23 protein-coding genes are annotated in these 21948 nt (G+C 56.9%); 9 read left to right on the top strand and 14 right to left on the bottom strand.

What is annotated here, in order from left to right; all coding sequences use genetic code 11:
• Positions 1-2: 2 nt before the first annotated feature.
• Positions 3-1727, bottom strand: coding sequence for a tetratricopeptide repeat protein (locus B347_RS0106445; protein WP_026014017.1), 1725 nt, complete (start codon positions 1725-1727; stop codon positions 3-5).
• Positions 1728-1940: 213 nt separating this feature from the next.
• Between B347_RS0106445 and hemA the strand changes: the two genes are divergently transcribed.
• From hemA to B347_RS0106415, 6 genes are all read left to right on the top strand, one after another.
• Positions 1941-3227, top strand: coding sequence for a glutamyl-tRNA reductase (hemA, locus tag B347_RS0106440; protein ID WP_019408886.1), 1287 nt, complete (start codon positions 1941-1943; stop codon positions 3225-3227).
• Positions 3227-4309, top strand: a complete 1083-nt coding sequence (prfA, locus tag B347_RS0106435; protein WP_019408885.1) for a peptide chain release factor 1 — start codon at positions 3227-3229, stop codon at positions 4307-4309. The genes hemA and prfA overlap by 1 nt, the downstream gene beginning before the upstream one ends.
• A complete protein-coding gene (prmC, locus tag B347_RS0106430; protein ID WP_019408884.1) occupies positions 4310-5140 on the top strand; it encodes a peptide chain release factor N(5)-glutamine methyltransferase in 831 nt (276 codons plus the stop codon). It begins immediately after the preceding gene.
• Positions 5134-5889 carry a molybdopterin-synthase adenylyltransferase MoeB gene (locus B347_RS0106425; protein WP_019408883.1) on the top strand — a complete coding sequence of 252 codons (756 nt, stop codon included), beginning with the start codon at positions 5134-5136 and terminating at the stop codon, positions 5887-5889. Before prmC ends, B347_RS0106425 begins: the two co-directional genes overlap by 7 nt.
• Positions 5882-6673 (top strand): glutamate racemase, encoded by a 792-nt coding sequence (murI, locus tag B347_RS0106420; RefSeq protein ID WP_019408882.1) that lies wholly within the window; start codon positions 5882-5884, stop codon positions 6671-6673. The genes B347_RS0106425 and murI overlap by 8 nt, the downstream gene beginning before the upstream one ends.
• A 114-nt stretch (positions 6674-6787) precedes the next feature.
• Positions 6788-7306, top strand: coding sequence for an acyloxyacyl hydrolase (locus B347_RS0106415; RefSeq protein ID WP_019408881.1), 519 nt, complete (start codon positions 6788-6790; stop codon positions 7304-7306).
• Between the two features lie 50 nt (positions 7307-7356).
• Here B347_RS0106415 and B347_RS0106410 read toward each other — a convergent pair whose 3' ends face one another.
• The 11 genes from B347_RS0106410 to B347_RS0106360 form a co-directional block, all read right to left on the bottom strand.
• On the bottom strand, positions 7357-7662 hold the full coding sequence (locus tag B347_RS0106410) for a YkgJ family cysteine cluster protein (protein WP_019408880.1): 306 nt from the start codon (positions 7660-7662) through the stop codon (positions 7357-7359).
• 28 nt (positions 7663-7690) lie between these two features.
• Entirely contained in the window at positions 7691-8212 is a 522-nt protein-coding gene (locus tag B347_RS0106405; RefSeq protein WP_019408879.1) for a DUF2878 domain-containing protein, read from the bottom strand.
• Positions 8205-9476 carry an SAM-dependent methyltransferase gene (locus tag B347_RS0106400; RefSeq protein WP_019408878.1) on the bottom strand — a complete coding sequence of 424 codons (1272 nt, stop codon included), beginning with the start codon at positions 9474-9476 and terminating at the stop codon, positions 8205-8207. Before B347_RS0106400 ends, B347_RS0106405 begins: the two co-directional genes overlap by 8 nt.
• A complete protein-coding gene (locus B347_RS0106395; protein WP_019408877.1) occupies positions 9463-10263 on the bottom strand; it encodes a DUF1365 domain-containing protein in 801 nt (266 codons plus the stop codon). The genes B347_RS0106400 and B347_RS0106395 overlap by 14 nt, the downstream gene beginning before the upstream one ends.
• On the bottom strand, positions 10260-11507 hold the full coding sequence (locus B347_RS0106390; protein ID WP_019408876.1) for an NAD(P)/FAD-dependent oxidoreductase: 1248 nt from the start codon (positions 11505-11507) through the stop codon (positions 10260-10262). The genes B347_RS0106395 and B347_RS0106390 overlap by 4 nt, the downstream gene beginning before the upstream one ends.
• Positions 11504-12274, bottom strand: a complete 771-nt coding sequence (locus B347_RS0106385) for an SDR family NAD(P)-dependent oxidoreductase (protein ID WP_019408875.1) — start codon at positions 12272-12274, stop codon at positions 11504-11506. Before B347_RS0106385 ends, B347_RS0106390 begins: the two co-directional genes overlap by 4 nt.
• Positions 12267-13712 carry a deoxyribodipyrimidine photo-lyase gene (phrB, locus tag B347_RS0106380; RefSeq protein ID WP_019408874.1) on the bottom strand — a complete coding sequence of 482 codons (1446 nt, stop codon included), beginning with the start codon at positions 13710-13712 and terminating at the stop codon, positions 12267-12269. Before phrB ends, B347_RS0106385 begins: the two co-directional genes overlap by 8 nt.
• A 19-nt stretch (positions 13713-13731) precedes the next feature.
• Complete coding sequence (locus B347_RS0106375) at positions 13732-14667, bottom strand: MerR family transcriptional regulator (RefSeq protein ID WP_019408873.1); 936 nt, start codon at positions 14665-14667, stop codon at positions 13732-13734.
• Between the two features lie 2 nt (positions 14668-14669).
• Complete coding sequence (locus B347_RS0106370) at positions 14670-15638, bottom strand: YbgA family protein (RefSeq protein WP_019408872.1); 969 nt, start codon at positions 15636-15638, stop codon at positions 14670-14672.
• A gap of 245 nt (positions 15639-15883) precedes the next feature.
• Positions 15884-16099 (bottom strand): TIGR02450 family Trp-rich protein, encoded by a 216-nt coding sequence (locus B347_RS0106365; protein WP_019408871.1) that lies wholly within the window; start codon positions 16097-16099, stop codon positions 15884-15886.
• On the bottom strand, positions 16096-17082 hold the full coding sequence (locus tag B347_RS0106360) for an NAD(P)/FAD-dependent oxidoreductase (RefSeq protein WP_019408870.1): 987 nt from the start codon (positions 17080-17082) through the stop codon (positions 16096-16098). Before B347_RS0106360 ends, B347_RS0106365 begins: the two co-directional genes overlap by 4 nt.
• A 192-nt stretch (positions 17083-17274) precedes the next feature.
• Here B347_RS0106360 and B347_RS0106355 point away from each other — a divergent pair, with 192 nt between their 5' ends.
• Complete coding sequence (locus B347_RS0106355) at positions 17275-18177, top strand: TIGR01777 family oxidoreductase (RefSeq protein ID WP_019408869.1); 903 nt, start codon at positions 17275-17277, stop codon at positions 18175-18177.
• A 13-nt stretch (positions 18178-18190) separates the two neighbouring features.
• Positions 18191-19216, top strand: coding sequence for a ferrochelatase (gene hemH / locus B347_RS0106350; protein ID WP_019408868.1), 1026 nt, complete (start codon positions 18191-18193; stop codon positions 19214-19216).
• A gap of 92 nt (positions 19217-19308) precedes the next feature.
• Here the strand turns inward: hemH and B347_RS0106345 are convergent, their stop codons facing one another.
• Together B347_RS0106345 and upp are read right to left on the bottom strand one after the other, a co-directional pair.
• Positions 19309-20583, bottom strand: coding sequence for a uracil-xanthine permease family protein (locus B347_RS0106345; RefSeq protein WP_019408867.1), 1275 nt, complete (start codon positions 20581-20583; stop codon positions 19309-19311).
• A 1-nt stretch (position 20584) separates the two neighbouring features.
• A complete protein-coding gene (gene upp / locus B347_RS0106340) occupies positions 20585-21223 on the bottom strand; it encodes a uracil phosphoribosyltransferase (RefSeq protein ID WP_019408866.1) in 639 nt (212 codons plus the stop codon).
• A gap of 164 nt (positions 21224-21387) precedes the next feature.
• Here upp and B347_RS0106335 point away from each other — a divergent pair, with 164 nt between their 5' ends.
• Entirely contained in the window at positions 21388-21945 is a 558-nt protein-coding gene (locus B347_RS0106335; RefSeq protein WP_019408865.1) for a hypoxanthine-guanine phosphoribosyltransferase, read from the top strand.
• Positions 21946-21948 lie beyond the last annotated feature (3 nt).

The raw sequence follows: 21948 nt of genomic DNA, 5'->3' as shown, positions 1-21948 counted from the left end.
ATTTAAAGACTCTCGGATCCGGTCAGGCGCAGGACTGTTTTGCGCAGAATAGGGCTGTCAGGATTGTCTTTCAAAAACGTTGCCCAAACGGTTTTGGCTTCACGCTGTTTGCCATTGGCCCACAGCACTTCACCCAGATGCGCCGCTACTTCTTGGTCGGGGAAGCGTTCCAGCGCCTGGCGCAGCAAGCGTTCGGCCTCACCCAGATTGCCAAGGCGAAAATTCACCCAGCCCAAGCTGTCGAGCACGGCCGGGTCATCTGGGTTCAAGTCGTAGGCTTGCTGGATCAGCACTTTGGCTTCGGCGTAGCGGGTGGTTCGATCCGAAAGCGTGTAGCCCAGCGCATTCAAGGCCATCGCATTGTCCGGCTCGCGCTGGATGATGGCGCGTAAATCGCGCTCCATCTGTTGCAGGTCGTTTCGCTTTTCGGCCAGCATGGCCCGTGAGTACAGCAAATTCAGGTCGTCTGGGTATTGCTTGACGGCTTGTTGTAGGACGTTCCAGGCGCGATCCGTTTGATTATTCGCAGACAGGGTTTCTGCTTCGATCAAATACAGCTGAATCGCATAGTCCGGCTGTGCATCGCGGGCCGCCGCCAATTTTTGCGACGCTTCTGCGCCACGACCATGGCTGATTAAGATGTCGGCCTGACGCAATTGCGCTGGCAGATAGTCATTGCCTGGACCTACCAAGGCGTATTCGATAAGCGCGCCTTGAGGATCATTGCGTTCTTCAGCGATGCGGCCCAAGTTCAAGTGTGCCGAATCGACGTGGCTGTCGCGGTCGATCAACGCTTGCAGATAGCCTTCAGCTTCGTCCCACTGTTTGCCTTCAAGGCACACCAGCGCTAGGGAAAAACGCAGTTCATCGTCTTCCGGGTATTGCTGTACCAAGCTGACGAACTGGGTTTTGGCTTCGGGTATGCGATTTTGCTCGACCAGTGTACGGGCGTAGGTGAGCCCTAGCCGTTTGTCGTCTGGGTATTGGCGAATGGTTTTTTGCAGCAACGGCAGCGCTTCGTCACCTCGATTGAGGCTTTGCAGCAAGCGAGCGCGCAGCAGGATTGGGGCCAATTCACCGTCGTGTGGTGGATTTTTTTCCAGCAGCTTTAAGGCACCGGCGGCGTCGCCGTCCTGTTGCATCAACAAGGCTTTGCCGAAGATCAGTTGGTCATTGTCCGGGTGTTTGATCAGCAGGCGGTCAAAACTGTTTTGCAGGCCAGCGCGTGTGTCGGCATCGGTTTCGAGGGCCGATAAGGCTAAAAAGTCGAAGTGTGTATCACCCTTGGCCTGCAGGACTTTTTCCATGTAAGCCATGGAATCGTCGTAGCGGCCATTGCGTGCCAACTGAATGGCCGCCGCGCGTTGCGCCTCAAGATCATCAGGCGCGTTTCGTGCCCAAATCAGCGATGTATCAAGGGCCGCCTGATCGGCGCCCAGGTACTCTGCGATACGGAAAGCGCGTTCGGCAACACCCGGATCTTGTGTATTGATCGCCTGAGTCACGTAGTTATCGAGGGCGATATCCAGGCGATTGCGTTGGCCGGCTAACTCTGCGCTCAGCAAACTGAACAACGTTTCTTCGCTGAACGAGCCATAAACCGTGGGCTTTTCCGGTACGGAGGTAGTGTCTTCGGCCACAGATGAATCATCCGGGGGCGTGGGAGCCAAAGCTTGGCAGCCACTCAGAAGGACGAGAGCTAGGAGCAACGCGGAGGATCTATTCATATAAGAGAAGGGCGACTTACCTGCGGTCTGGGCATCATGACACATGCGATGACGCAAACCCTAGCGGCCGCGACTATCGTTATAAGGGTCTGATGATGCGAGAGAAGAGGAGTTCAACAGACGTTAACTATAGAGACAATAGACAGCAATGGTTGTTCTCGATCTGACGAAGTAGGACAATTGCCGGCTTCTCGTCATCATCAGCGATCTTGAATGGCCTTCCTCGCACTTGGTATTAACCACAAGACTGCTTCAGTAGACGTCCGCGAGCGCGTGGCTTTTACTCCAGAGCAGTTGGTTGAGGCCTTGCAGCAGCTCTGCCGCCTAACCGACAGTCGCGAAGCTGCGATCCTCTCCACCTGTAATCGTAGCGAGCTTTACCTAGAACAGGATCAGCTCAGCGCTGATACTGTGCTGCAATGGCTCGCACAATTTCACAATCTGAGCATCGAAGAGCTGCGTGCGTGCGCTTATATCCATGAGGATAATGCGGCCGTTCGTCACATGATGCGTGTGGCATCCGGTCTCGACTCGCTGGTGTTAGGCGAGCCGCAAATCCTCGGCCAGATGAAGTCTGCCTATGCCGTCGCGCGTGAGGCGGGAACTGTCGGGCCTCTGTTGGGGCGGCTGTTTCAGGCGACGTTCAATTCGGCCAAGCAAGTGCGTACCGACACTGCCATTGGTGAAAACCCGGTGTCGGTCGCGTTTGCTGCCGTGAGCCTGGCCAAACAGATTTTCAGCGACTTGCAGCGCAGTCAGGCCTTGCTGATCGGGGCGGGCGAGACCATCACCTTGGTCGCACGTCACTTGCATGACCTTGGGGTGAAACGCATCGTGGTGGCCAACCGTACCTTGGAGCGGGCCAGCACGCTGGCCGAACAGTTCGGTGCCCACGCGGTACTGTTGTCGGATATCCCGCAAGAGCTGGTGCACAGCGACATCGTGATCAGTTCCACGGCCAGCCAATTGCCGATTCTGGGTAAGGGTGCCGTTGAAAGCGCCTTGAAGTTGCGCAAGCACAAACCTATTTTCATGGTTGATATTGCTGTTCCCCGCGATATCGAGCCAGAAGTCGGCGAGTTGGACGACGTTTACCTCTATACCGTCGATGACCTGCACGAAGTGGTGGCCGAAAATCTCAAGAGTCGTCAGGGCGCAGCCCAAGCGGCGGAAGAGTTGGTCAGCATTGGCGCCGAAGACTTTATGGTGCGTTTGCGTGAATTGGCGGCCGTTGATGTGCTCAAGGCTTACCGCCAGCAAAGCGAACGCCTGCGCGACGAAGAGCTGCAAAAGGCCCAGCGGTTGCTCGCCAATGGCAGCAACCCGGAAGATGTGCTGATACAACTGGCGCGTGGCCTGACGAATAAATTGCTTCACGCACCCAGCGTGCAGTTGAAAAAGCTTTCCGCCGAAGGCCGCCTTGATGCGCTGGCCATGGCCCAAGAACTTTTTGCCCTCGGTGGGGGCTCATCGGATAGCTCTGCGGATAAAAAACTGTAATGAAAGCGTCACTGCTCAATAAGCTGGACATCCTCCAGGATCGTTTTGAAGAACTGACCGCCTTGCTTGGCGACGGCGAAGTTATTTCGGATCAGACCAAATTCCGCGCCTATTCCAAGGAATACGCCGAAGTTGAGCCCATTGCTGCCACTTACGGGCAGTGGCTCAAAGTGCAGTCCGACCTTGAAGGCGCCCAGGCGCTGCTCAAGGACAACGATCCTGACATGCGCGAAATGGCCGTTGAAGAGGTTCGCGAGGGCAAAGAACAGCTGATTGAGCTGGAAAAAGACCTGCAACGCATGTTGCTGCCCAAAGACCCGAATGATGGGCGCAACGTTTTCCTCGAAATTCGCGCAGGCACCGGCGGCGATGAAGCCGCTATTTTTGCTGGCGATCTGTTTCGCATGTACTCCCGTTACGCCGAGCGTCGTGGCTGGCGGGTAGAAATTCTGTCTGAAAGCATCGGTGAGCACGGCGGCTATAAAGAAGTTATCGCCCGTGTCGAAGGTGAGAATGTTTACGGCAAACTGAAGTTCGAGTCGGGTGTACACCGCGTGCAGCGAGTCCCTGCGACAGAATCCCAGGGCCGTATCCACACCTCGGCCTGTACCGTTGCTGTATTGCCAGAGCCGGACGAGCAGGAAGCGATCGAGATCAACCCGGCCGATTTGCGTGTCGACACCTACCGCTCTTCAGGCGCGGGCGGTCAGCACGTCAACAAAACCGACTCTGCAATTCGTATCACTCACTTGCCATCGGGCATTGTGGTGGAGTGCCAAGAAGAGCGTTCCCAGCATAAAAACCGGGCGCGAGCGATGTCTTGGCTTTCAGCTAAATTGAATGACCAGCAAACCAGTGCCGCAGCCAATGCCATTGCCAGCGAGCGTAAATCGCTGGTGGGTTCGGGAGATCGTTCCGAGCGCATCCGCACGTATAACTTTGCACAAGGCCGGGTCACCGACCACCGTGTGAACTTGACCTTGTACTCGCTGGATGACGTATTGGCGGGCGGTGTTGATGCCGTTATTGAGCCGTTGTTAGCAGAATTTCAGGCTGATCAACTGACAGCCCTGGGTGAATAAATGACCATTATTGCCAGTTTGTTACGTGCCGCTGAACTGCCCGATTCGCCAACGGCCCGTTTGGACGCTGAGCTGTTATTGGCGGCAGCTTTGGGAAAATCTCGCAGCTACCTGCACACCTGGCCCGAGAAAATTGTCAGCAGCGAGGCGGCTTTAGCGTTCTCCGAGTTTCTGCTGCGGCGCCGCGCGGGTGAGCCCGTGGCCTACATTTTGGGCCAGCAAGGTTTCTGGAAACTGGACCTAGAAGTAGCACCACACACGCTGATTCCACGTCCCGACACCGAGTTGCTGGTTGAAACGGCGCTGGACTTGCTGCCCGAAACCCCGGCTCGCGTGCTGGACCTGGGCACCGGCAGCGGGGCCATTGCCTTGGCACTCGCCAGCGAGCGTGCTGCCTGGCACGTCACGGCGGTTGATCGGATTCTCGAAGCCGTGGCACTTGCCGAGCGCAATCGCCAGCGTTTGCACCTTCAAAACGTCACTGTGCTTACCAGCCATTGGTTCAGCGCGCTGGCCGATCAACGCTTTGACCTGATCATCAGCAACCCGCCGTACATTGCCACGGGCGATGTACACCTGGCCGAGGGTGATGTGCGCTTTGAGCCAGCAAGCGCCTTGGTGGCAGGCCCCGATGGCCTCGACGACATCCGCGACATCATCGGCGCTGCCCCGCAGCACCTGAATGCGGGCGGTTGGTTGATGCTTGAACACGGCTACGATCAGGCCGCCGCTGTTCGCACGTTGTTACAAGAGAACGGATTTAAGTGCGTTGAAAGCCGCAAAGACCTCGGCACCCACGAGCGCATCACGTTGGGTCGCCTACCGTGCTGACCGATCAGGAGCTGTTGCGCTATAGCCGACAGATTCTGTTGCAACAGGTCGACATCGACGGCCAGCTCACGTTGAAAAACAGCCGTGCACTGATCATCGGTTTGGGCGGATTGGGCTCGCCCGCCGCGCTCTACTTGGCGGCGGCGGGTGTCGGTGAATTGCATCTGGCTGACTTCGACAGCGTCGACGTGACCAACCTGCAACGCCAGATCATCCATGACACCGCTAATGTCGGTGAGAGCAAGGTGGACTCGGCCTCGCGCCGCCTGCGGCTGCTCAACCCAGAAATAAAAGTGATCGTGCACCGGTCGCAACTGAACGCGGACTCGCTGGGCGAGGCCGTCTCAGCCGTGGATGTGGTGCTGGATTGCTGTGACAACTTTGCCACCCGGGAAGCGGTCAATCGAGCCTGTGTCAGCGCCCGCAAACCCTTGGTCAGCGGCGCAGCGATTCGCCTTGAAGGGCAGTTGTCGGTATTTGACCCTCGCCAGCCAGCCAGCCCCTGTTACCACTGTTTATACGGGCACGGCAGCGACGATGAACTGACCTGTAGCGAAGCCGGCGTGATCGGCCCGCTGGTTGGGCTAGTCGGCAGCCTGCAGGCCCTTGAAGCGCTGAAAGTGCTGGCCGGTTTTGGTGAACCTTTAGTAGGGCGTCTGTTATTGATTGACGCTTTGAGTACGCGGTTTCGCGAGTTGCGGGTTAAACGCGATCCGGCTTGCAGCGTATGCGGTCCGGCCCATGAGTGACGCACCGATTGGTGTGTTCGACTCCGGCGTCGGCGGCTTGTCGGTGCTGCGGGAAATTAGCCAGTTATTGCCCAACGAATCGCTGCTGTACGTGGCGGATTGCGGGCATATCCCTTATGGCGAAAAAAGCCCGGAATTCATTCGTCAGCGCTGTGCGGTCATCGCTGATTTTTTCCAGCGCCAAGGGGCCAAGGCGTTAGTGCTGGCGTGTAATACCGCGACAGTGGCGGGCGTGGCGGATTTGCGTCAGCGTTATCCCGACTGGCCCATGGTTGGGATGGAGCCGGCAGTTAAACCTGCGGCAGCGGCCACCCGCAGCGGCGTGGTGGGCGTGCTCGCCACCACGGGCACCCTGCAAAGCGCTAAGTTCGCCGCCTTGCTTGATCGTTTTGCCAGCACGGTAAACGTCATCACCCAGCCCTGCCCAGGCTTGGTGGAGTTGATCGAAACCGGCGACCTGCACAGCGAAGGCTTGCGCACGCTGCTGCGCGGCTATGTCGAGCCGCTGCTGGCGGCAGGTTGCGACACCATCATTCTCGGTTGCACCCATTACCCTTTCCTCAAGCCCCTGCTCAGCCAGATGCTCTCGCCTTCGATCACCTTGATCGACACCGGCGCCGCCGTGGCCCGTCAACTTCAGCGGTTACTGGATGAGCGCGGGTTGCTGGCGGCAGGCCCTGCGCGTGAAACGCAGTTGTGGACCAGTGCTTCGCCGGAGAATCTCAGAAATATCCTACCTGTGTTGTGGAATAAATCTGGCGTTGTGCGAAGCTTCGACCTGTAAAGAAGCGTTAGAAACGCTCAAGCTTTTTGAACTGTCACAAGGTCGAACGCTTCATACACTCGGCCTGATGAGGCACATAACAATTGAGATCGGCCACGGGAATAGGATTTTCTTATGAAGCGTCTTTTGGGCTTGGTGGCACTGGTAACGGCTGCGTGTGGGTATAGCTATACCGCTCAAGCGGCCGGGCTTGAGTTTGGGGTGGGGCACACCAGCGAATCGACGATGACGTATCGTCTTGGCTTGAATTCCAATTGGGATAAAAGCTGGCTGCAAAGCGATGTGGGTCGTCTGACCGGCTACTGGAGCGGGGCTTACACCTACTGGGAAGGTGACAAGTCGTCGTCAAGCAGCAGCCTGTCGTTCTCGCCTGTGTTTGTGTACGAATTTGCCGGTGAAACCGTTAAGCCGTATCTGGAGGCTGGGATTGGCGTCGCGTTGTTCTCCCACACAGAAGTGGAAGGCAACAAATTGGGCACGGCCTTCCAATTTGAGGACCGCTTGGGCTTTGGTTTGCGTTTTGCGGGTGGTCATGAAGTCGGCATTCGCGCGACTCACTACTCCAATGCCGGACTGTCCAGCACCAATGACGGCGTAGAAAGCTATTCACTGCACTACACACTGCCGTTGTAAGCCGCCAGACCGTGTAGGCGCGAGCTTGCTTGTGCCTACAAGGTCGGCTCTTACCGATACGCCGTCGAAATGCCTTGGCGTTCATTCAGGCATTCAACGTCACCCATCTCGAACTCCCGGCAAATGAGCGGGCGCTTTTCATAGATGGTGCACATCATGGTGTTTCGGTCCAAGGCCGCGCACCAGCCATCGTCCAGCCTCAGCATGACTTCACCGCCCCAATCATCGTTGTCGATAAAACGCTCGGGTACACCGGTGTCGGTGATCAGCATCACTTCCAATTGGCAGCAGCACGCCGCGCACGTCGAACAGGTGACGGCGGGCTCGGTAATTTCAGTCAGTGGGATGTTGGTCATAGCCGCGCAGTGTAAGGCAGAGCTGCGATCAGGTGTGAATACGCTGATAAACAGCCTTGTAGGCAGCACTGCCCGCCAACCATTGCAGCGCTGGGAACAGCACCGCCCACACCACCGCCAGCCCGATCAAGGTGGGCCACAGCCCGAGCGGAAACTGCACCGCACCCAAACGTTGCCCCGCGTAATACGACAGTGGCCCGCTGATAGCACCCAACAAAGCGGCCCGCCAAAGAGGCTGTGCCGTCCACGCCAGGCAGTGTCTCAAGCTGATTGCAAAGACCGCCCAGAGCACAACTAGCCACAACGGAATCAATACCCCCAGTTGATTGAATTCAAATACACCCGTATTAAGCAACAGGCTGTCGACCACGGTACCGAGCAAACAGACGCAAATGACCAAGTGAACCTCGGCCCATGAGCGGCTTATCCACAGCAGATGGATCAGTAACGCAGCGCCAGCCAGCAGTAACCACGGGCTGTTGCCGCCCAGTACGCAAGCAAACCAGCCGAGTTGAAACAACCCGGCATTGGCCAACTGCTTTTTAAGCATTGAAGCGCCCCAGTAATGGCTCGGGCTGTGCAGCCGGTTTGGCCAACAGCAATTGCGCGGTGCCGATACTGCGCTCCAGAAAGCCGCCTTCGCAGTAACACAGGTAAAACTCCCACAAACGCAGAAAATATTCGTCATAGCCCAACTCGGTCAAGCGGCCGTGGGCGCGGCGAAAGTTCTCGTGCCACAGGCGAAGGGTCTTGGCGTAATGCAGGCCAAAGTCTTCCATGTGCATCAGATTCATGTCGGTATCGCGGCCCACAATTTCCAGCATTTTTTGTACGCTGGGCAGGGCGCCGCCGGGGAAGATATAACGCTGGATAAAGTCCACGCTGGTTTTGGCTTGCTCGTAGCGCTGGTCGCGAATGGTGATGGCTTGAAGCAGCATCAGTCCGTTGCTTTTAAGCAACTGTGAGCACTGTTTGAAGTAGCTGGGCAAAAAGTGATGGCCGACGGCTTCGATCATCTCAATCGAGACGAGCTTGTCGTATTGCCCGCTTAGGTCGCGGTAATCCTCCAGCAGCAAGGTGACTTGCTCCTGTAAGCCCAGCGCTTGAATACGGGCCTGGGTGTAGTCGAATTGTTCTTTGGATAGCGTGGTCGTGGTCACTTTGCAGCCGGAGTACTGCGCGGCAAAAATGGCCATGCTGCCCCAGCCGGTGCCTATTTCGAGTAAATGATCTTCGGGCTTGAGATCGAGCTTCTGACAGATACGTTGCAGCTTATTTAGCTGCGCTTGTTCAAGCGTGTCGTCAGCGCTGAGGAACTGCGCGGCGGAATACATCATGGTCGGGTCGAGAAACTGCTCGAACATTTCATTGCCGAGGTCGTAATGCGCGGCAATGTTTTTTTGCGAGCCCTTGCGGGTGTTGCGATTAACCCAGTGCAGACCGCGAATGAGCGGACGGCCCAAGCGGGCAAGCCCGCCTTCCATGGCATCCAGCACCTGCATGTTGCTCACCAACACCCGGATTACCTTGGTCAGGTCGGGTGAGCTCCAGTAGCCGTGAATGAAGGCCTCGCCCGCGCCAATCGAGCCGTTGCTGGCGATCATTCCCCACACGCTAGGATCGTTGACCTGGACTTCACCGATCAGCGTAGCGTGATGGTCACCGAACTGATGGCGCTCGCCGTTTTCGACCAGCACCAACAGGCCGTTCTTTAATTGACTGAGTTGGCGTATGACCCCGCGTCGCAGCAATACGCTGGTTAGGGTGTACGTGCTCAGGCGTGAGGTTTTGCTCACCAGGCTAGGGCTTTTCATGGCGTTTATCCTTGGGTTGCAGGGCGGCAATGCGAAAGGCGCCGTCGGCGGCCTGGTGGGAAAAAATAGGTGTGCGTTTAAGCAATAGGCGCAAGGCTTGCCAGTAAATAGCCAGGCAGGTCTTGGCGGTCATCCATGGAAACTGGCGTAAGTAGCGATGCAGCCCCGCACGGTCTAACGTGCTGCGTTGCAGATTGAGGGTGGCATCGAACATTTTCAGCTCGCCTTGCCAATCCGCCATGTGTACCCCGAGTCGGTCATCCGGCGGGCTGAAGCTCATGCGGTATTCCAGGTCGCGAGGCAAAAACGGTGACACATGGAATGCCTTGGCCACGGCCACGTGTTGATGGCCATCGCCCTCGGCCGGGAGCACGTAGTGATAACGCTCGCGCCACGGGGTGTTCGTCACTTCGCACAAGATGGCGGCCAGTTGGCCGTCAGCCTCGTAGCAATAAAAGAAACTCACCGGGTTGAATGACAGCCCCCAACTGCGGGCTTGGGTCAGCAGGCAGATTGCGCCTTGGGGCGTGTGCCCGAGGGCCGCTGCGACTTGCTGGCGCACTGCATCGATGAGGCGCGTACCCGTTTGTGTGTAAGTTTTAAGGTAATCGGTTTCGCGAAACGAGAAGGGTGCAAAGCGGCTTTTACCGGCCAGTGGTGACAGTCCGAGTACAGCGTCTTGCTCGTCCAAGTCGAGGTAGAGCAAGCCAATGGTGTACCGGAACGCATGCGTGGTCGGCGCAAAGCGTCGATGGGCGATCCAGCCGCTGTACAGGGCGCTGTTCATAGTTGTTGACCGAAGGCTTTGGCGACACGCAGTGCGCTGACCACCCCGTCTTCATGAAAACCATTGGCCCAATAGGCACCGCAAAAATAGCTGTGTTGTTCGCCGTGCAGTTCTTGCCAGCGGGCTTGAGCGGCGACCGCATCGAGACTGTATTGCGGGTGTGCATAGGAGTAACTGGCTAGCACTTTGAGCGGGTCAATGCTGGCCGTCTGGTTAAGGCTGACGCAGAACGTAGTCTCGCTCTGAATTCCTTGCAGGATGTTCATATCGTACGTGACGGCAGCTCGCTGGAGCCCAGCATCACCTAAGCGGTAATTCCAACTGGCCCACGCCAGCTTTCGATCGGGTAACAGGCGTGTATCGGTGTGCAGTACCACGTCGTTTTCAGCGTAGGGCAGGGCGCCGAGGATTTGCTGTTCGGCTGCTGACGGGTTAGCCAGCAACTGCAAGGCCTGATCGCTGTGGCAGGCAAATATCACTTTGTCGAAATGTTCACTGCCGGTTGCACTGCGCACCAGCACGCCGTGTTCATTACGTTCTACCGAGGTGACCGGGCAACTGAGGCGGATTTTGTCGGCAAAGCCTGCACTTAAAGGCTGTACATAAGCGCTTGAGCCGCCCTCGATCACACGCCACTGCGGACGGTTGCTGACACTCAGCAGGCCGTGGTTCTTAAAGAAACGCACAAAGAATTGCAGCGGGAAGGCCAGCATGTCGGCCAATGACATGGACCAGATTGCCGCACCCATTGGCACGATGTAGTGCTCGATAAACCGGGTGCCATAGCCGCGCTGCTGGAGGTAGTCGCCCAGCCGGGTGTCGCTGGCAATACGCTGCTCTTGGAGGTCGCGAATGGCTTCGCGGTTGAAGCGCAGAATATCGCGCAACATGCCCCAGAATCTGGGCGACAACAGGTTGCTGCGCTGGGCAAACAAGCTATTGAGGGTATTGCCGTTGTATTCGAGGTTGTTACTGGAGTCGCGCACTGAAAAACTCATTTCGGTGGCTTTTGAGCGCACGCCCAGTTGTGACATCAACTCGATGAAGTTGGGGTAGGTCCAGTCGTTGAACACGATAAAGCCGGTGTCTATCGCGTAACGCTGACCTTTCACGGTGACATTCACAGTGTGGGTGTGACCGCCTACCCAGTCACTGGCCTCGAACACGTGGATGTCGTGTTCTTTATGCAGTAAATAGCCACACGTCAGGCCTGAGATGCCGCTGCCAATGATCGCGATTTTCATGATGAAGTCTCGTCAGAGGTGCGTGCTAGACGTTTTCCAATCGCCACTTGTAGGCGCTTTGGAAGGCTCGCCAACAATTTGAGAAACACGACAAACGCAGTGGGAAAGCTGATTTCCAGCGGGCGTTTTTCCAATCGTTGGCAAATGTGTAGCGCAGCTTTATGCGCTGACCAACGCATAGGCATCGGGAAGTCATTTTTTTCGGTCAGCGGGGTATCAACGAAGCCAGGGCTAACCAACGTGACGTCGATGCCTTCGTGAGCCAAGTCGATGCGCAGCGACTCGAGCAAGTAGCGCAACCCGGCTTTTGAGGCACCATATGCTTGCGCCCGTGGCAGCGGCCAATACGTGACTGAGCTGACGACGCCGACCAGATGTGCAGATCTTCCGGCGCGCAGTAATGGCAGCGCACTTTCAATGCAGTAACTGCTGCCCAGTAAATTGGTGTGTACCACCCGCTCAATGACGGTGGCGTCAAACTGACTAACGTCGACGTACTCACAGCTCCCGGCATTCAGGATGACGGTGTCCAGTGCGCCCCAGGTTTGCGCGATGGTCATGCCCATTTCACGCACTTGCATGTGATCGGTTATATCGCCGGGAACCAGCAGAACCTTGCCTGGAAAGCGCTCGGAGAGTTCCGCCAGTGGCCCCAAGGTACGGGCGCTCAAGGCTAAAAAAGCGCCGCGTTGCAGCAGCTCTTTGGCCATGTGTGCGCCAATCCCGCTGCTGGCGCCGGTCAACCAGATACGTCGGCCCTCAATCATGTTGCACCTCAAGCATCTGTCGCGATGGCAGACTTTTGAAGGCGCTGAGTGCGCGTTCGCGGCTTTGTTTCACATCAACGATGGGCGCCGGATAATCGGCTACACCAAACAGGCCGCCAGCAGATGCGGGGTTATGCACCTCTTTTTTGTTGAGTGCGGCGAGTTCTGGTAACCAGTGTTTGATGAAACGACCTTCGGGGTCGAAGCGTTCCGACTGACTCAGTGGGTTAAAAATTCTGAAATATGGCACAGAATCCGTGCCGGTCGAGGCGCTCCACTGCCAGCCCCCGTTGTTGGCCGCGAGGTCGCCATCAATCAAATGGCGCATGAAAAAACGCTCGCCTTCGCGCCAGTCAATTAACAGGTTTTTAGTCAGAAACATCGCGACAACCATCCGCAGGCGGTTGTGCATCCATCCGGTTGCCAGCAGTTGGCGAATGGCTGCGTCGATGATCGGCACGCCTGTTCTGCCTTGTTCCCACGCTGCCAGTTCTCGAGGCGCATTACGCCAAGGCACAAACTCGGTTTCAGGCTTGAATGCGCGGTGCCGTGAGACACGCGGGTAGCCCACCAAGATGTGTTTATAGAACTCGCGCCAGATCAGTTCGCTGATCCAAGTGAATACGCCGGGATTCCCGCTTTCGAACTCGCCATTATTGCTGCGCAGTGCCGCGTGCAAGCATTGTCGTGGGGAGATAACCCCCGCTGCCAGATAGGCTGAAAGCTGGCTGGTGCCGGGTTTTGCGGGTATGTCGCGCTCGTCCTTGTAGTAGTGTATTTGCTCGCTGGAAAAGCGCATGAGCCGCTCTTGGGCGACATTCTCTCCGGCAGGCCAAAGCTCGCGCAGGGGTTGGTCGGGTGTCGCAAACCCGGGTACCGACTCAGGCAGTTCGTCGCGTGCAATCAGCAGTTCGGCTTGCGCCTTGGGTGTTGCAACGATCTTCGGTAAGGCCATGTGTAAGCGGTTGTAGCAGACTTTACGAAACTGACTGAAGACCTGAAAGTACGACCCGGATTGGGTCAGGATGCTGCCCGGAGCAAACAGCAACTGATCCAGATAGCTGTGAAAACCAATGCCGTGATCGTGCAATGCGGCGGCAACCGCCTGATCGCGGCGGGTTTCATGGATGCCGTACTCCTGATTGACGTGAACGTCTTGAATCCCAAGGTGTTGGCACGCCTCAAGCAGTACGGCAGGTGCCTGTTCCCAGGTCGCAGCGGTACGCACAAGCAGCGGGATTTTCAACTGCATCAGGCTGTCGCTCAAGGTGCGCAGGTTGCGTAACCAAAAATCGACTTTGCACGGCGCATCATCATGCGCCAGCCATTGCTCAGGACTGATGAGGTACATGGCCACCGTCGGGCCGCGTTCTGCTGCGGCGCTCAGGGCTGTGTTGTCGTGTTGGCGCAAATCGCTGCGTAGCCAAATGAGTTGCATGTCAATTCCTTGGTAACCGCTACAAAAGGCGGAGTTGGCTTAGGCGTTGGTGGGCTTCTATGGGGTCGTGTGCCAGAGACAATCCTGCGGTTTCAGTGCTAGATACGGCCAGTTCGTAGTGGTGGATGCATACCGTTGGTCCGGCAATCACTAAAGGGCAGGTCATTGCGTTCAGCAGTTTTGGCAGTTGCAGCAGGTTGAGCGGTTTACTGGAATACAGCACCACGGCACGGGCCTTGAGGCGCTCGACGGCGATAGCCAGCTCGCTGCTGGGCACCGACGCATCAAACACTTCGACCGGGCAATGGCTGCTGCTGACCAACAGGGCGGTGAGCCACAGGTGTGGCTCGAAGGGCCGATCTGACTGGTTGATCAGCAGGACAGGTGCGCCTTTTAGTGAGCGATTGTTGTGGTAAATGCGTGCGCCCAGCTTGCTGCGTAGCCAGGATTCAAAGAACACCCGCTCCAACTGCGCGCCGAACTGGCCGTGCCAGTGTTGCTCCAGCTCATTTAACAACGGCATCAGCAGGTGCTCGCACAAGGTCCGGGCGGGGTAGAGCGACATCACTTGATTGAAGTTGTCGTCGAGCCTGCGCTCCGACAACTCGCTGATCGCCAGTGTCAGTGCCTGGCGCCAAGCTTGCCAATCATTGTCTGCGGGCTCGCGGTAGGCGGGCGGGGTGTCAAGCAACGGTTTGATCTGGCTGACTGAAACCCCGCGATTGAGCCACGTCAGAATGTGGCGGATACGCAGCACATGCTCAGTTGAAAACAAGCGATGCCCCTTGGCCGTGCGGTGGGGCACGATCAGGCCATAACGCCGTTCCCAGGCACGCAAGGTGACAGCATTGACGCCGGTCATGCGGGCCACTTCACGTATCGGGATCCAACCTTCGGCTAACGCTTTGCTGTAGTCCGTATCGGGAGTATTGGACATGATCAGGTCATCATTCATGGTTAGATTGCGTTTCGCAGGCTGAGATTTTCAGGGTGCGGTTGCAGGTAAACCTGCTGCGAGATGTAGGGATCCGGGTGTTGGCGGAAATGATGCTTAAGCAAGGTCAGTGGCACCACTAACGGCACGATGCCGTGCAGGTACTGAGCAATCAGTTGCTGCATTTCCTGTTTGTCATCAGGGCTGATGGACTGCTTGAGGTGGCCGCTGAGGTGTTGCAGCACGTTGGTATGGGTGCGACGTGTGGCGCATTTTTTCAATGCTTGCATCAGCTCACGGAAATACTGCGTGGCGATGTCCTGTGGGTCGTTTTTGCCGAGGTTGCCCAGCAAATTACCCAAGACTTTGTATTGCACCGGGTCATGAGCCATCAGCAAATATTTGTAGTGGGCGTGGTATTCGGTCAGTGCGCGGCGCGTGATGCCGCGTTTAAGCAATGCTTGCCAGGCACTGTAGGCGTATACCCGAGTCAGGAAGTTTTCGCGCAATACGGGGTCATTCAGGCGGCCGTCTTCTTCTACCGGCAAGTCGGGATGGGCTGCGCAAAACGCTTGCGCATAAATGCCACGCCCGCTCAGTTCCGCCGGGCGGCCTTTGTCCTGATAGACCTTGACCCGCTCTAGCCCGCAAGACGGTGACTTTTGCATAAAGATGTAGCCGCAAATATCGCGGTGTGCGGCGGCCATCTCTACACCGTAATCGTGCAGCGGCCGGGTGACGTCCAGCTCACGGTCGACACTCCCGACGGCCTGCGGCTGCGCGGGGTTGCCAATCAGTCGAATCGGCTGGCGCGGTATGCCCAGGCCGATGGCAACCTCGGGGCATAAAGAGACAAATTCAAAATGTTCACTTAAGGCTTGGCTGCACAGCCGAGACTCTTTATGGCCGCCATTGAAACGAACTTCTGCGCCAAGCAAGCAGGCGCTGATGGCAATTTTAGGTTTGTGCTGTGCGGAGACGGAGCTGGCCATGTGACAACCTCAAGGAAAAACTTGTACATCTGGAGATCGATGTACAACTTGGGTTCATCATAGGCCTAGGCATGTACAAGTCAAATTTCTTGTACAAGTATTTTTGGCGGGGGAGGGGAGCAAACGATCTCGTAGGTTGCGATCTTCTAAAGATCAAATGATCGCGAGGTAAGCTCGCGGCTAAGGGGATTTGTGGTGTAAAGAGAAAAGAGGTCGCTCTAAGACCATCAGGTTGGCGCCTTGATTTACTGCCACCCCATCTTCCATTCATCTACTGCTTGTAAGCGTTGCCAGGCCAAGCGCTGGTTGCGTTGTGTGAGCACGGCTTGCAGCTCGATCTCAAGCACGGTGCCTTCTTCGTCACAGAATAGTTGGGTGACCAGAAAGTGCTTTTCGCGATGCTTTGGCTGTGCTGCCGTCCATTTCGACAGCAGCAGTTTGCGTGGGTTAATTCGATTCAAGATAAGTGCTCAATCAGTTTTCGGGCAGCCTCTTGACCGCTGAGCCAAGCCCCTTCGACTCGACCCGACAGGCACCAGTCGCCACAGGCATACAGGCCCAGATCAGCGTCTGCTAACGCGCCCCACTCATGGGCCGAGGAGGGGCGGGCGTAGAGCCAGCGGTGGGCCAGGGTGAACGTCGGGGCTGGCATGGCACAGTGCACCAACTCGGCAAAGGCGCCGTGCAATTGCTCGATGACCGCTTCTTTTGGCAGATCGAGGTTTTGTTTACTCCAAGCGCTTGTTGCGTGCAGCACCCAAGTATCCGGGGTTTTATCGCGGCCGGGTTTACTGCGGTTGCGGGCTATCCAGTCCAGCGGGCTGCCTTGTACAAAACAGCCTTCCATGGGCGTGTCGAGGGGCGATTCGAATGCTAGGGCGACGGCCCACGTCGGGTCCATTTTCACCCCAGCCACAGTGCTTGCCAGTTTGGGGGCGCTGGCGAGCAGGGCAGTTGCCTGGGGCGCAGGCGTGGCAACGATGACGTGGCTAAACGGGCCGTGGGAGCATTCGTCGGCGTCCAGTAGGTGCCAGTGTTTTTCACCTTGGATCAAGTCGGTAATCCGGCAAGAGAAGTCCACCTTCAGGCGCCCTAACAAGCCACGGGTAATGGCGCTCATACGCGGCTTGCCGACCCAGCGCACTTGCTCGTCAGGCGATGAGGTCAGTTGGCCGTCATGGTGGTTGTACAGGTGCGGCGCCCATTCTGCTGCCCAGCCGTTGGCTTGCCATTGCTGGACTTGTGCGACAAAACGGCGGTCGCGTGCAGTGAAGTACTGTGCGCCCAGATCAAGCGAGCCGGCATCGCTGCGTTTGCTCGACATACGCCCGCCGCTGCCGCGACTCTTATCGAACAGATGAACTGCGTAGCCAGCCTCGTGCAGTGCGTTGGCGGCTGATAGTCCGGCAATACCGGCCCCGATGATCGCAATAGGTACAGTCATTTTTGGCCTCGTTCCCTGTTTGCACAGACTACGTCTTCTGTAATACCTGTACAAATCTAATTTTTAGTATAGGTTTTAGTGCCCCTGCCGAGTCAGACTGACCTATTCTTTATAAGGCCATTAGCCCGTTAATAGAGCTTCTTTTAAAAATAGACCAGTGCTCTGGATAAAACTCCTCGCGAGGTTCAACACATGCACATATTGCTGACCGGCGGTACAGGCTTGATAGGCCGCCAACTATGTCGTCACTGGCTGGCGCAAGGTCACCGCTTGAGCGTATGGAGCCGTCATCCTGAACGTGTGAAGACGCTGTGTGGTGCTGATGTAAGAGGTATCGCGCACCTTGTGGAACTGAGTCACGAACCGGTGGATGTGGTGATTAACCTTGCAGGTGAACCGATTGCCGGTGGCCGGTGGACGCGCAAGCGTAAGGCGTTGTTGTGGAGCAGCCGAGTCACGCTGACGGAAACCCTGTTGGTATGGCTCGAAAGCCTCGAACAGAAGCCTTCAGTTCTGATTTCGGGCTCGGCAGTGGGCTGGTATGGCGACGGCGGCGAACGTGAATTGAGCGAAGAGTCGCCGCCCGTTAGCGAAGATTTTGCCAGCCACTTGTGCATTGCCTGGGAGGAAACTGCCCAACGTGCTCAGGCCATGGGTATCCGTGTGGTGCTGGTGCGTACGGGGTTGGTGCTGGCGGCAGAAGGCGGCTTTTTGTCGCGCTTGTTGTTGCCTTTCAAGTTGGGGCTCGGAGGCCCTGTGGGCAATGGCCGGCAGTGGATGCCTTGGATTCATATCAAAGATCAAATTGCCCTGATTGATTTTCTTGTGCATGAGAATACGGCATTGGGTCCTTATAATGCCTGCGCGCCGCACCCGGTTCGCAACGCTGAGTTCGCTAAAATCTTGGGTCGCGTTCTACATCGTCCCGCTTTTATGCCTGCCCCGGCTTTTGCCTTGCGCTTGGGGTTGGGTGAGATGTCAGAGTTATTGTTGGGTGGCCAGCGGGCAGTACCTGCCCGATTACTGGCGGCCGGTTTTACTTTTCAGTTCACCGATTTGCGTGCGGCGCTAGACGATCTCTCCGCCCGCCTCTGAAATAGGATGTTGCATGACTGACCACGCGTTGTTGCTGGTTAACCTGGGCTCGCCCGCGTCTACTTCGGTAGCGGATGTTCGCAGCTACTTGAACCAGTTTTTAATGGACCCGTACGTTATTGACCTGCCGTGGCCGGTTCGTCGATTGTTGGTGTCGTTGATTCTGATCAAGCGGCCCGAACAGTCGGCGCATGCTTATGCCTCCATCTGGTGGGACGAAGGCTCGCCGTTGGTGGTGTTGAGCCGCCGCTTGCACCAGGCCATGACCCAAGAGTGGACAAAAGGCCCCGTTGAGTTGGCGATGCGCTATGGCGAGCCGTCGATTGAGACGGTGCTCACGCGTCTAGCGTCGCAAGGCATTAGCAAGGTCACGCTGGCGCCGTTGTACCCACAATTTGCCGACAGCACCGTGACCACGGTGATCGAAGAAGCCAAGCGGGTGGTCAAGGCTAAAAAACTGTCGATGCAGTTCTCGATTGTGCAGCCATTTTACGATCAGCCGGAATACCTTCAGGCGTTGGTCGCGAGCGCCAAACCGCACCTGGAACAGGATTACGACCACCTGTTGCTGAGCTTTCACGGCTTGCCGGAGCGGCACTTACACAAGCTGGATCCGACCGGAAATCACTGTTTCAAAAATGCAGATTGCTGCCAGAACGCATCGCCCGAGGTATTGGCGACATGCTATCGGGCGCAATGTTTACGTACCGCCGAGGCGTTTGCCGAGCGCATGGGCTTGCCTGAGGGCAAGTGGTCGGTGGCGTTTCAATCTCGATTGGGCCGGGCCAAATGGATCGAACCCTACACCGAAGCGCGTCTGGATGCGCTGGCCAAAGAGGGCGTGAAGAAATTGCTGGTGATGTGCCCGGCGTTTGTGGCCGATTGCATCGAGACGCTGGAAGAGATTGGCGATCGCGGACGCGAGCAATTTATTGAGGCGGGGGGCGAGGAGTTAGTGCTGGTGCCGTGCCTCAATGACAACCCAGAGTGGGCGGCGGCGTTGAACACCTTGTGTGAAAGAGCGCCGTTGGCGCTGTAACCATTACCCCGTAGGAGCTGCCGCAGGCTGCGATCTTTCAAGATCAAAAGATCGCAGCCTGCGGCAGCTCCTACGCGCAATGTGCGGCCGATTTAGAGAATCGGCGTGTCACCTTTGTTCTTTTTCCAACTGTCATTGCCCGGCAGTATCAGGTTGAGCGCAATCGCTACGATGGCGCATAACGCGATGCCTTTGAGGCCGAAGTCTTCTGGGCCCATCCCTGTGCCGATCAGCACGCCGCCAATCCCGAAGACCAGCGTTACCGAGACAATCACCAGGTTGCGCGCTTCGCTCAGGTCGACCTGATGGCGGATCAGGGTGTTCATCCCGACCGCAGCAATTGAACCGAACAACAGGCACAAGATCCCGCCCATCACCGGCACTGGAATGCTTTGTAGCAATGCGCCGAACTTGCCGATAAATGCCAGGCTGATGGCGAAGATCGCCGCCCAGGTCATGATTTTCGGATTGTAGTTCTTGGTCAGCATGACTGCGCCCGTCACTTCGGCGTAGGTGGTGTTGGGTGGGCCGCCCAGCAAACCAGCCGCCGTGGTCGCAATGCCGTCACCGAACAGGGTGCGGTGCAAGCCAGGCTTTTTCAGGTAGTCGCGACCGGTCACGCTGCCCACGGCAATCACGCCGCCAATGTGTTCAATGGCCGGGGCCAGGGCCACGGGGACGATAAACAGAATCGCCTGCCAGTTGAACTCGGGGGCTGTGAAGTGCGGCAATGCAAACCACGGTGCTGCGGCGATTTTGGCCGTGTCGACCACACCGAAATAAAACGCCATCGAAAAACCGACCAGTACGCCTGCAATGATCGGCACTAGGCGGAAGATGCCTTTGCCAAACACGGCCACGATCAAGGTGGTCAGCAAAGCTGGCATCGAGATCATCATGGCGGTCTGATAGTGGATCAGCTCGGTGCCATCTTCAGCGCGGCCCATGGCCATGTGCGCGGCAATGGGAGCCATCGCCAAACCGATGGAAATAATCACCGGGCCAATCACCACAGGTGGCAACAGACGATCAATAAAACCGGTGCCTTTAAGCTTTACCGCGAAACCCAGAAAGGTGTACACGAAACCGGCCGCCATTACGCCGCCCATGGTCGCGGCCAGGCCGAATTGACCTTTGGCGAGAATGATCGGGGTAATGAAAGCGAAACTCGAAGCCAGAAAGACCGGCACCTGGCGCCGGGTCACGATCTGGAACAGCAGAGTCCCGAGACCCGCCGTGAACAGTGCAACGTTGGGATCGAGGCCGGTAATCAAAGGCATCAATACCAACGCGCCGAAGGCCACGAAGAGCATCTGCGCGCCAGAGATGATCTGGCGCCAGAGCGGGTCGTTGAACTCGTCCTGCATGTTATACGTCCTTTTGCTTGGTGCCGAAGATCTTGTCGCCAGCGTCGCCCAGGCCCGGAATGATGTAGCCGTGTTCGTTCAGGCGTTCATCAATCGAGGCGGTGTAGATGGTCACGTCAGGGTGAGCCGCCTCAACCGCGGCGATACCTTCAGGCGCTGCAACCAGCACCATGGCGCGAATGTCTTTGCAGCCGGCTTTTTTCAGCAGGTCAATGGTCGCAACCATTGAGGAGCCGGTGGCCAGCATCGGGTCGATAATCATCGCCAGACGTTCGTTGATTTCTGGAACCAACTTTTCAAGGTAGGTATGGGCCTGCAAGGTTTCTTCATTGCGGGCAATACCGACGGCACTGACTTTGGCGCCCGGGATTAGGCTGAGCACGCCTTCAAGCATGCCAATACCGGCGCGCAGGATCGGCACGACAGTGATTTTTTTACCGGCGATCTTTTCGACCTGAACAGTGCCGCACCAGCCCTCAATGTCGTAAGTTTCGAGTGGCAGGTCTTTGGTGGCTTCATAGGTCAGCAGCGCACCGACTTCCTGAGCAAGCTCTCGGAAGTTCTTCGTGCTAATGTCTGCGCGACGCATTAGGCCGAGTTTGTGACGGATCAGTGGATGACGGATCTCGCGAATAGGCATGTAAAAAGCTCCGGGGGGCAGGCAAAAAAAGCGGCCTAGATTAATCTAATCCGGGGTGATGTCCTACAGACAATAGTGCACGTTAGTCCATAAATGCTTGATCTGAGCCATGCGGATGCGTACCTTTGCCCGCTTTTCTTGTGCAACCCCCCCTGGAGAGCGTCATGTCTGCTGATCTCGAGCATATCCGTCAAGTCATGCGAGAGGCTGACTGCCTGTACACCGAAGCTGAAGTTGAGGTAGCCATTGCCCGCATTGGCGCGCAGATCACGGCCGAAATGGCCGAGACCAATCCAGTGGTATTTTGTGTGATGAACGGCGGCCTGATTTTTGCTGGCAAGCTGCTCACTCACCTCAAATTCCCGCTTGAGTCGTCTTACCTGCACGCGACCCGCTACCGCAATCAAACCAGCGGCGGCGACCTGTTCTGGAAAGCTAAGCCAGAAGTGTCCTTTATGGACCGTCACGTGTTGATCATCGATGACATCCTGGATGAAGGTCACACGCTGAGCGCGATCGTTGATTTCTGTAAGCACGCGGGCGCCCGGCAGGTGCACACTGCGGTGCTGATCGACAAAGACCACGACCGCAAGGCAAGCCCGGATTTGAAAGCCGATTACGCTGGCCTGCCGTGCATTGACCGTTATATTTTCGGCTACGGCATGGATTACAAAGGTTACTGGCGTAATGCTGCTGGCATTTATGCCGTTAAAGGTATGTAAGCA

Source organism: Pseudomonas psychrophila HA-4, assembly GCF_000282975.1.
GTDB classification, from domain to species: domain Bacteria; phylum Pseudomonadota; class Gammaproteobacteria; order Pseudomonadales; family Pseudomonadaceae; genus Aquipseudomonas; species Aquipseudomonas psychrophila_A.
Note: the sequence above shows the minus strand (reverse complement) of the source record. Positions and strands in the feature narration are given on the sequence as shown.

Coding starts and splice junctions, on each gene's coding strand:
- B347_RS0106445 (WP_026014017.1), bottom strand. CDS start 1,727: ATGAATAGATCCTCCGCGTTGCTCCTAGCTCTCGTCCTTCTGAGTGGC.
- hemA (WP_019408886.1), top strand. CDS start 1,941: ATGGCCTTCCTCGCACTTGGTATTAACCACAAGACTGCTTCAGTAGAC.
- prfA (WP_019408885.1), top strand. CDS start 3,227: ATGAAAGCGTCACTGCTCAATAAGCTGGACATCCTCCAGGATCGTTTT.
- prmC (WP_019408884.1), top strand. CDS start 4,310: ATGACCATTATTGCCAGTTTGTTACGTGCCGCTGAACTGCCCGATTCG.
- murI (WP_019408882.1), top strand. CDS start 5,882: ATGAGTGACGCACCGATTGGTGTGTTCGACTCCGGCGTCGGCGGCTTG.
- B347_RS0106415 (WP_019408881.1), top strand. CDS start 6,788: ATGAAGCGTCTTTTGGGCTTGGTGGCACTGGTAACGGCTGCGTGTGGG.
- B347_RS0106410 (WP_019408880.1), bottom strand. CDS start 7,662: ATGACCAACATCCCACTGACTGAAATTACCGAGCCCGCCGTCACCTGT.
- B347_RS0106405 (WP_019408879.1), bottom strand. CDS start 8,212: ATGCTTAAAAAGCAGTTGGCCAATGCCGGGTTGTTTCAACTCGGCTGG.
- B347_RS0106400 (WP_019408878.1), bottom strand. CDS start 9,476: ATGAAAAGCCCTAGCCTGGTGAGCAAAACCTCACGCCTGAGCACGTAC.
- B347_RS0106395 (WP_019408877.1), bottom strand. CDS start 10,263: ATGAACAGCGCCCTGTACAGCGGCTGGATCGCCCATCGACGCTTTGCG.
- B347_RS0106390 (WP_019408876.1), bottom strand. CDS start 11,507: ATGAAAATCGCGATCATTGGCAGCGGCATCTCAGGCCTGACGTGTGGC.
- B347_RS0106385 (WP_019408875.1), bottom strand. CDS start 12,274: ATGATTGAGGGCCGACGTATCTGGTTGACCGGCGCCAGCAGCGGGATT.
- phrB (WP_019408874.1), bottom strand. CDS start 13,712: ATGCAACTCATTTGGCTACGCAGCGATTTGCGCCAACACGACAACACA.
- B347_RS0106375 (WP_019408873.1), bottom strand. CDS start 14,667: ATGAATGATGACCTGATCATGTCCAATACTCCCGATACGGACTACAGC.
- B347_RS0106370 (WP_019408872.1), bottom strand. CDS start 15,638: ATGGCCAGCTCCGTCTCCGCACAGCACAAACCTAAAATTGCCATCAGC.
- B347_RS0106360 (WP_019408870.1), bottom strand. CDS start 17,082: ATGACTGTACCTATTGCGATCATCGGGGCCGGTATTGCCGGACTATCA.
- B347_RS0106355 (WP_019408869.1), top strand. CDS start 17,275: ATGCACATATTGCTGACCGGCGGTACAGGCTTGATAGGCCGCCAACTA.
- hemH (WP_019408868.1), top strand. CDS start 18,191: ATGACTGACCACGCGTTGTTGCTGGTTAACCTGGGCTCGCCCGCGTCT.
- B347_RS0106345 (WP_019408867.1), bottom strand. CDS start 20,583: ATGCAGGACGAGTTCAACGACCCGCTCTGGCGCCAGATCATCTCTGGC.
- upp (WP_019408866.1), bottom strand. CDS start 21,223: ATGCCTATTCGCGAGATCCGTCATCCACTGATCCGTCACAAACTCGGC.
- B347_RS0106335 (WP_019408865.1), top strand. CDS start 21,388: ATGTCTGCTGATCTCGAGCATATCCGTCAAGTCATGCGAGAGGCTGAC.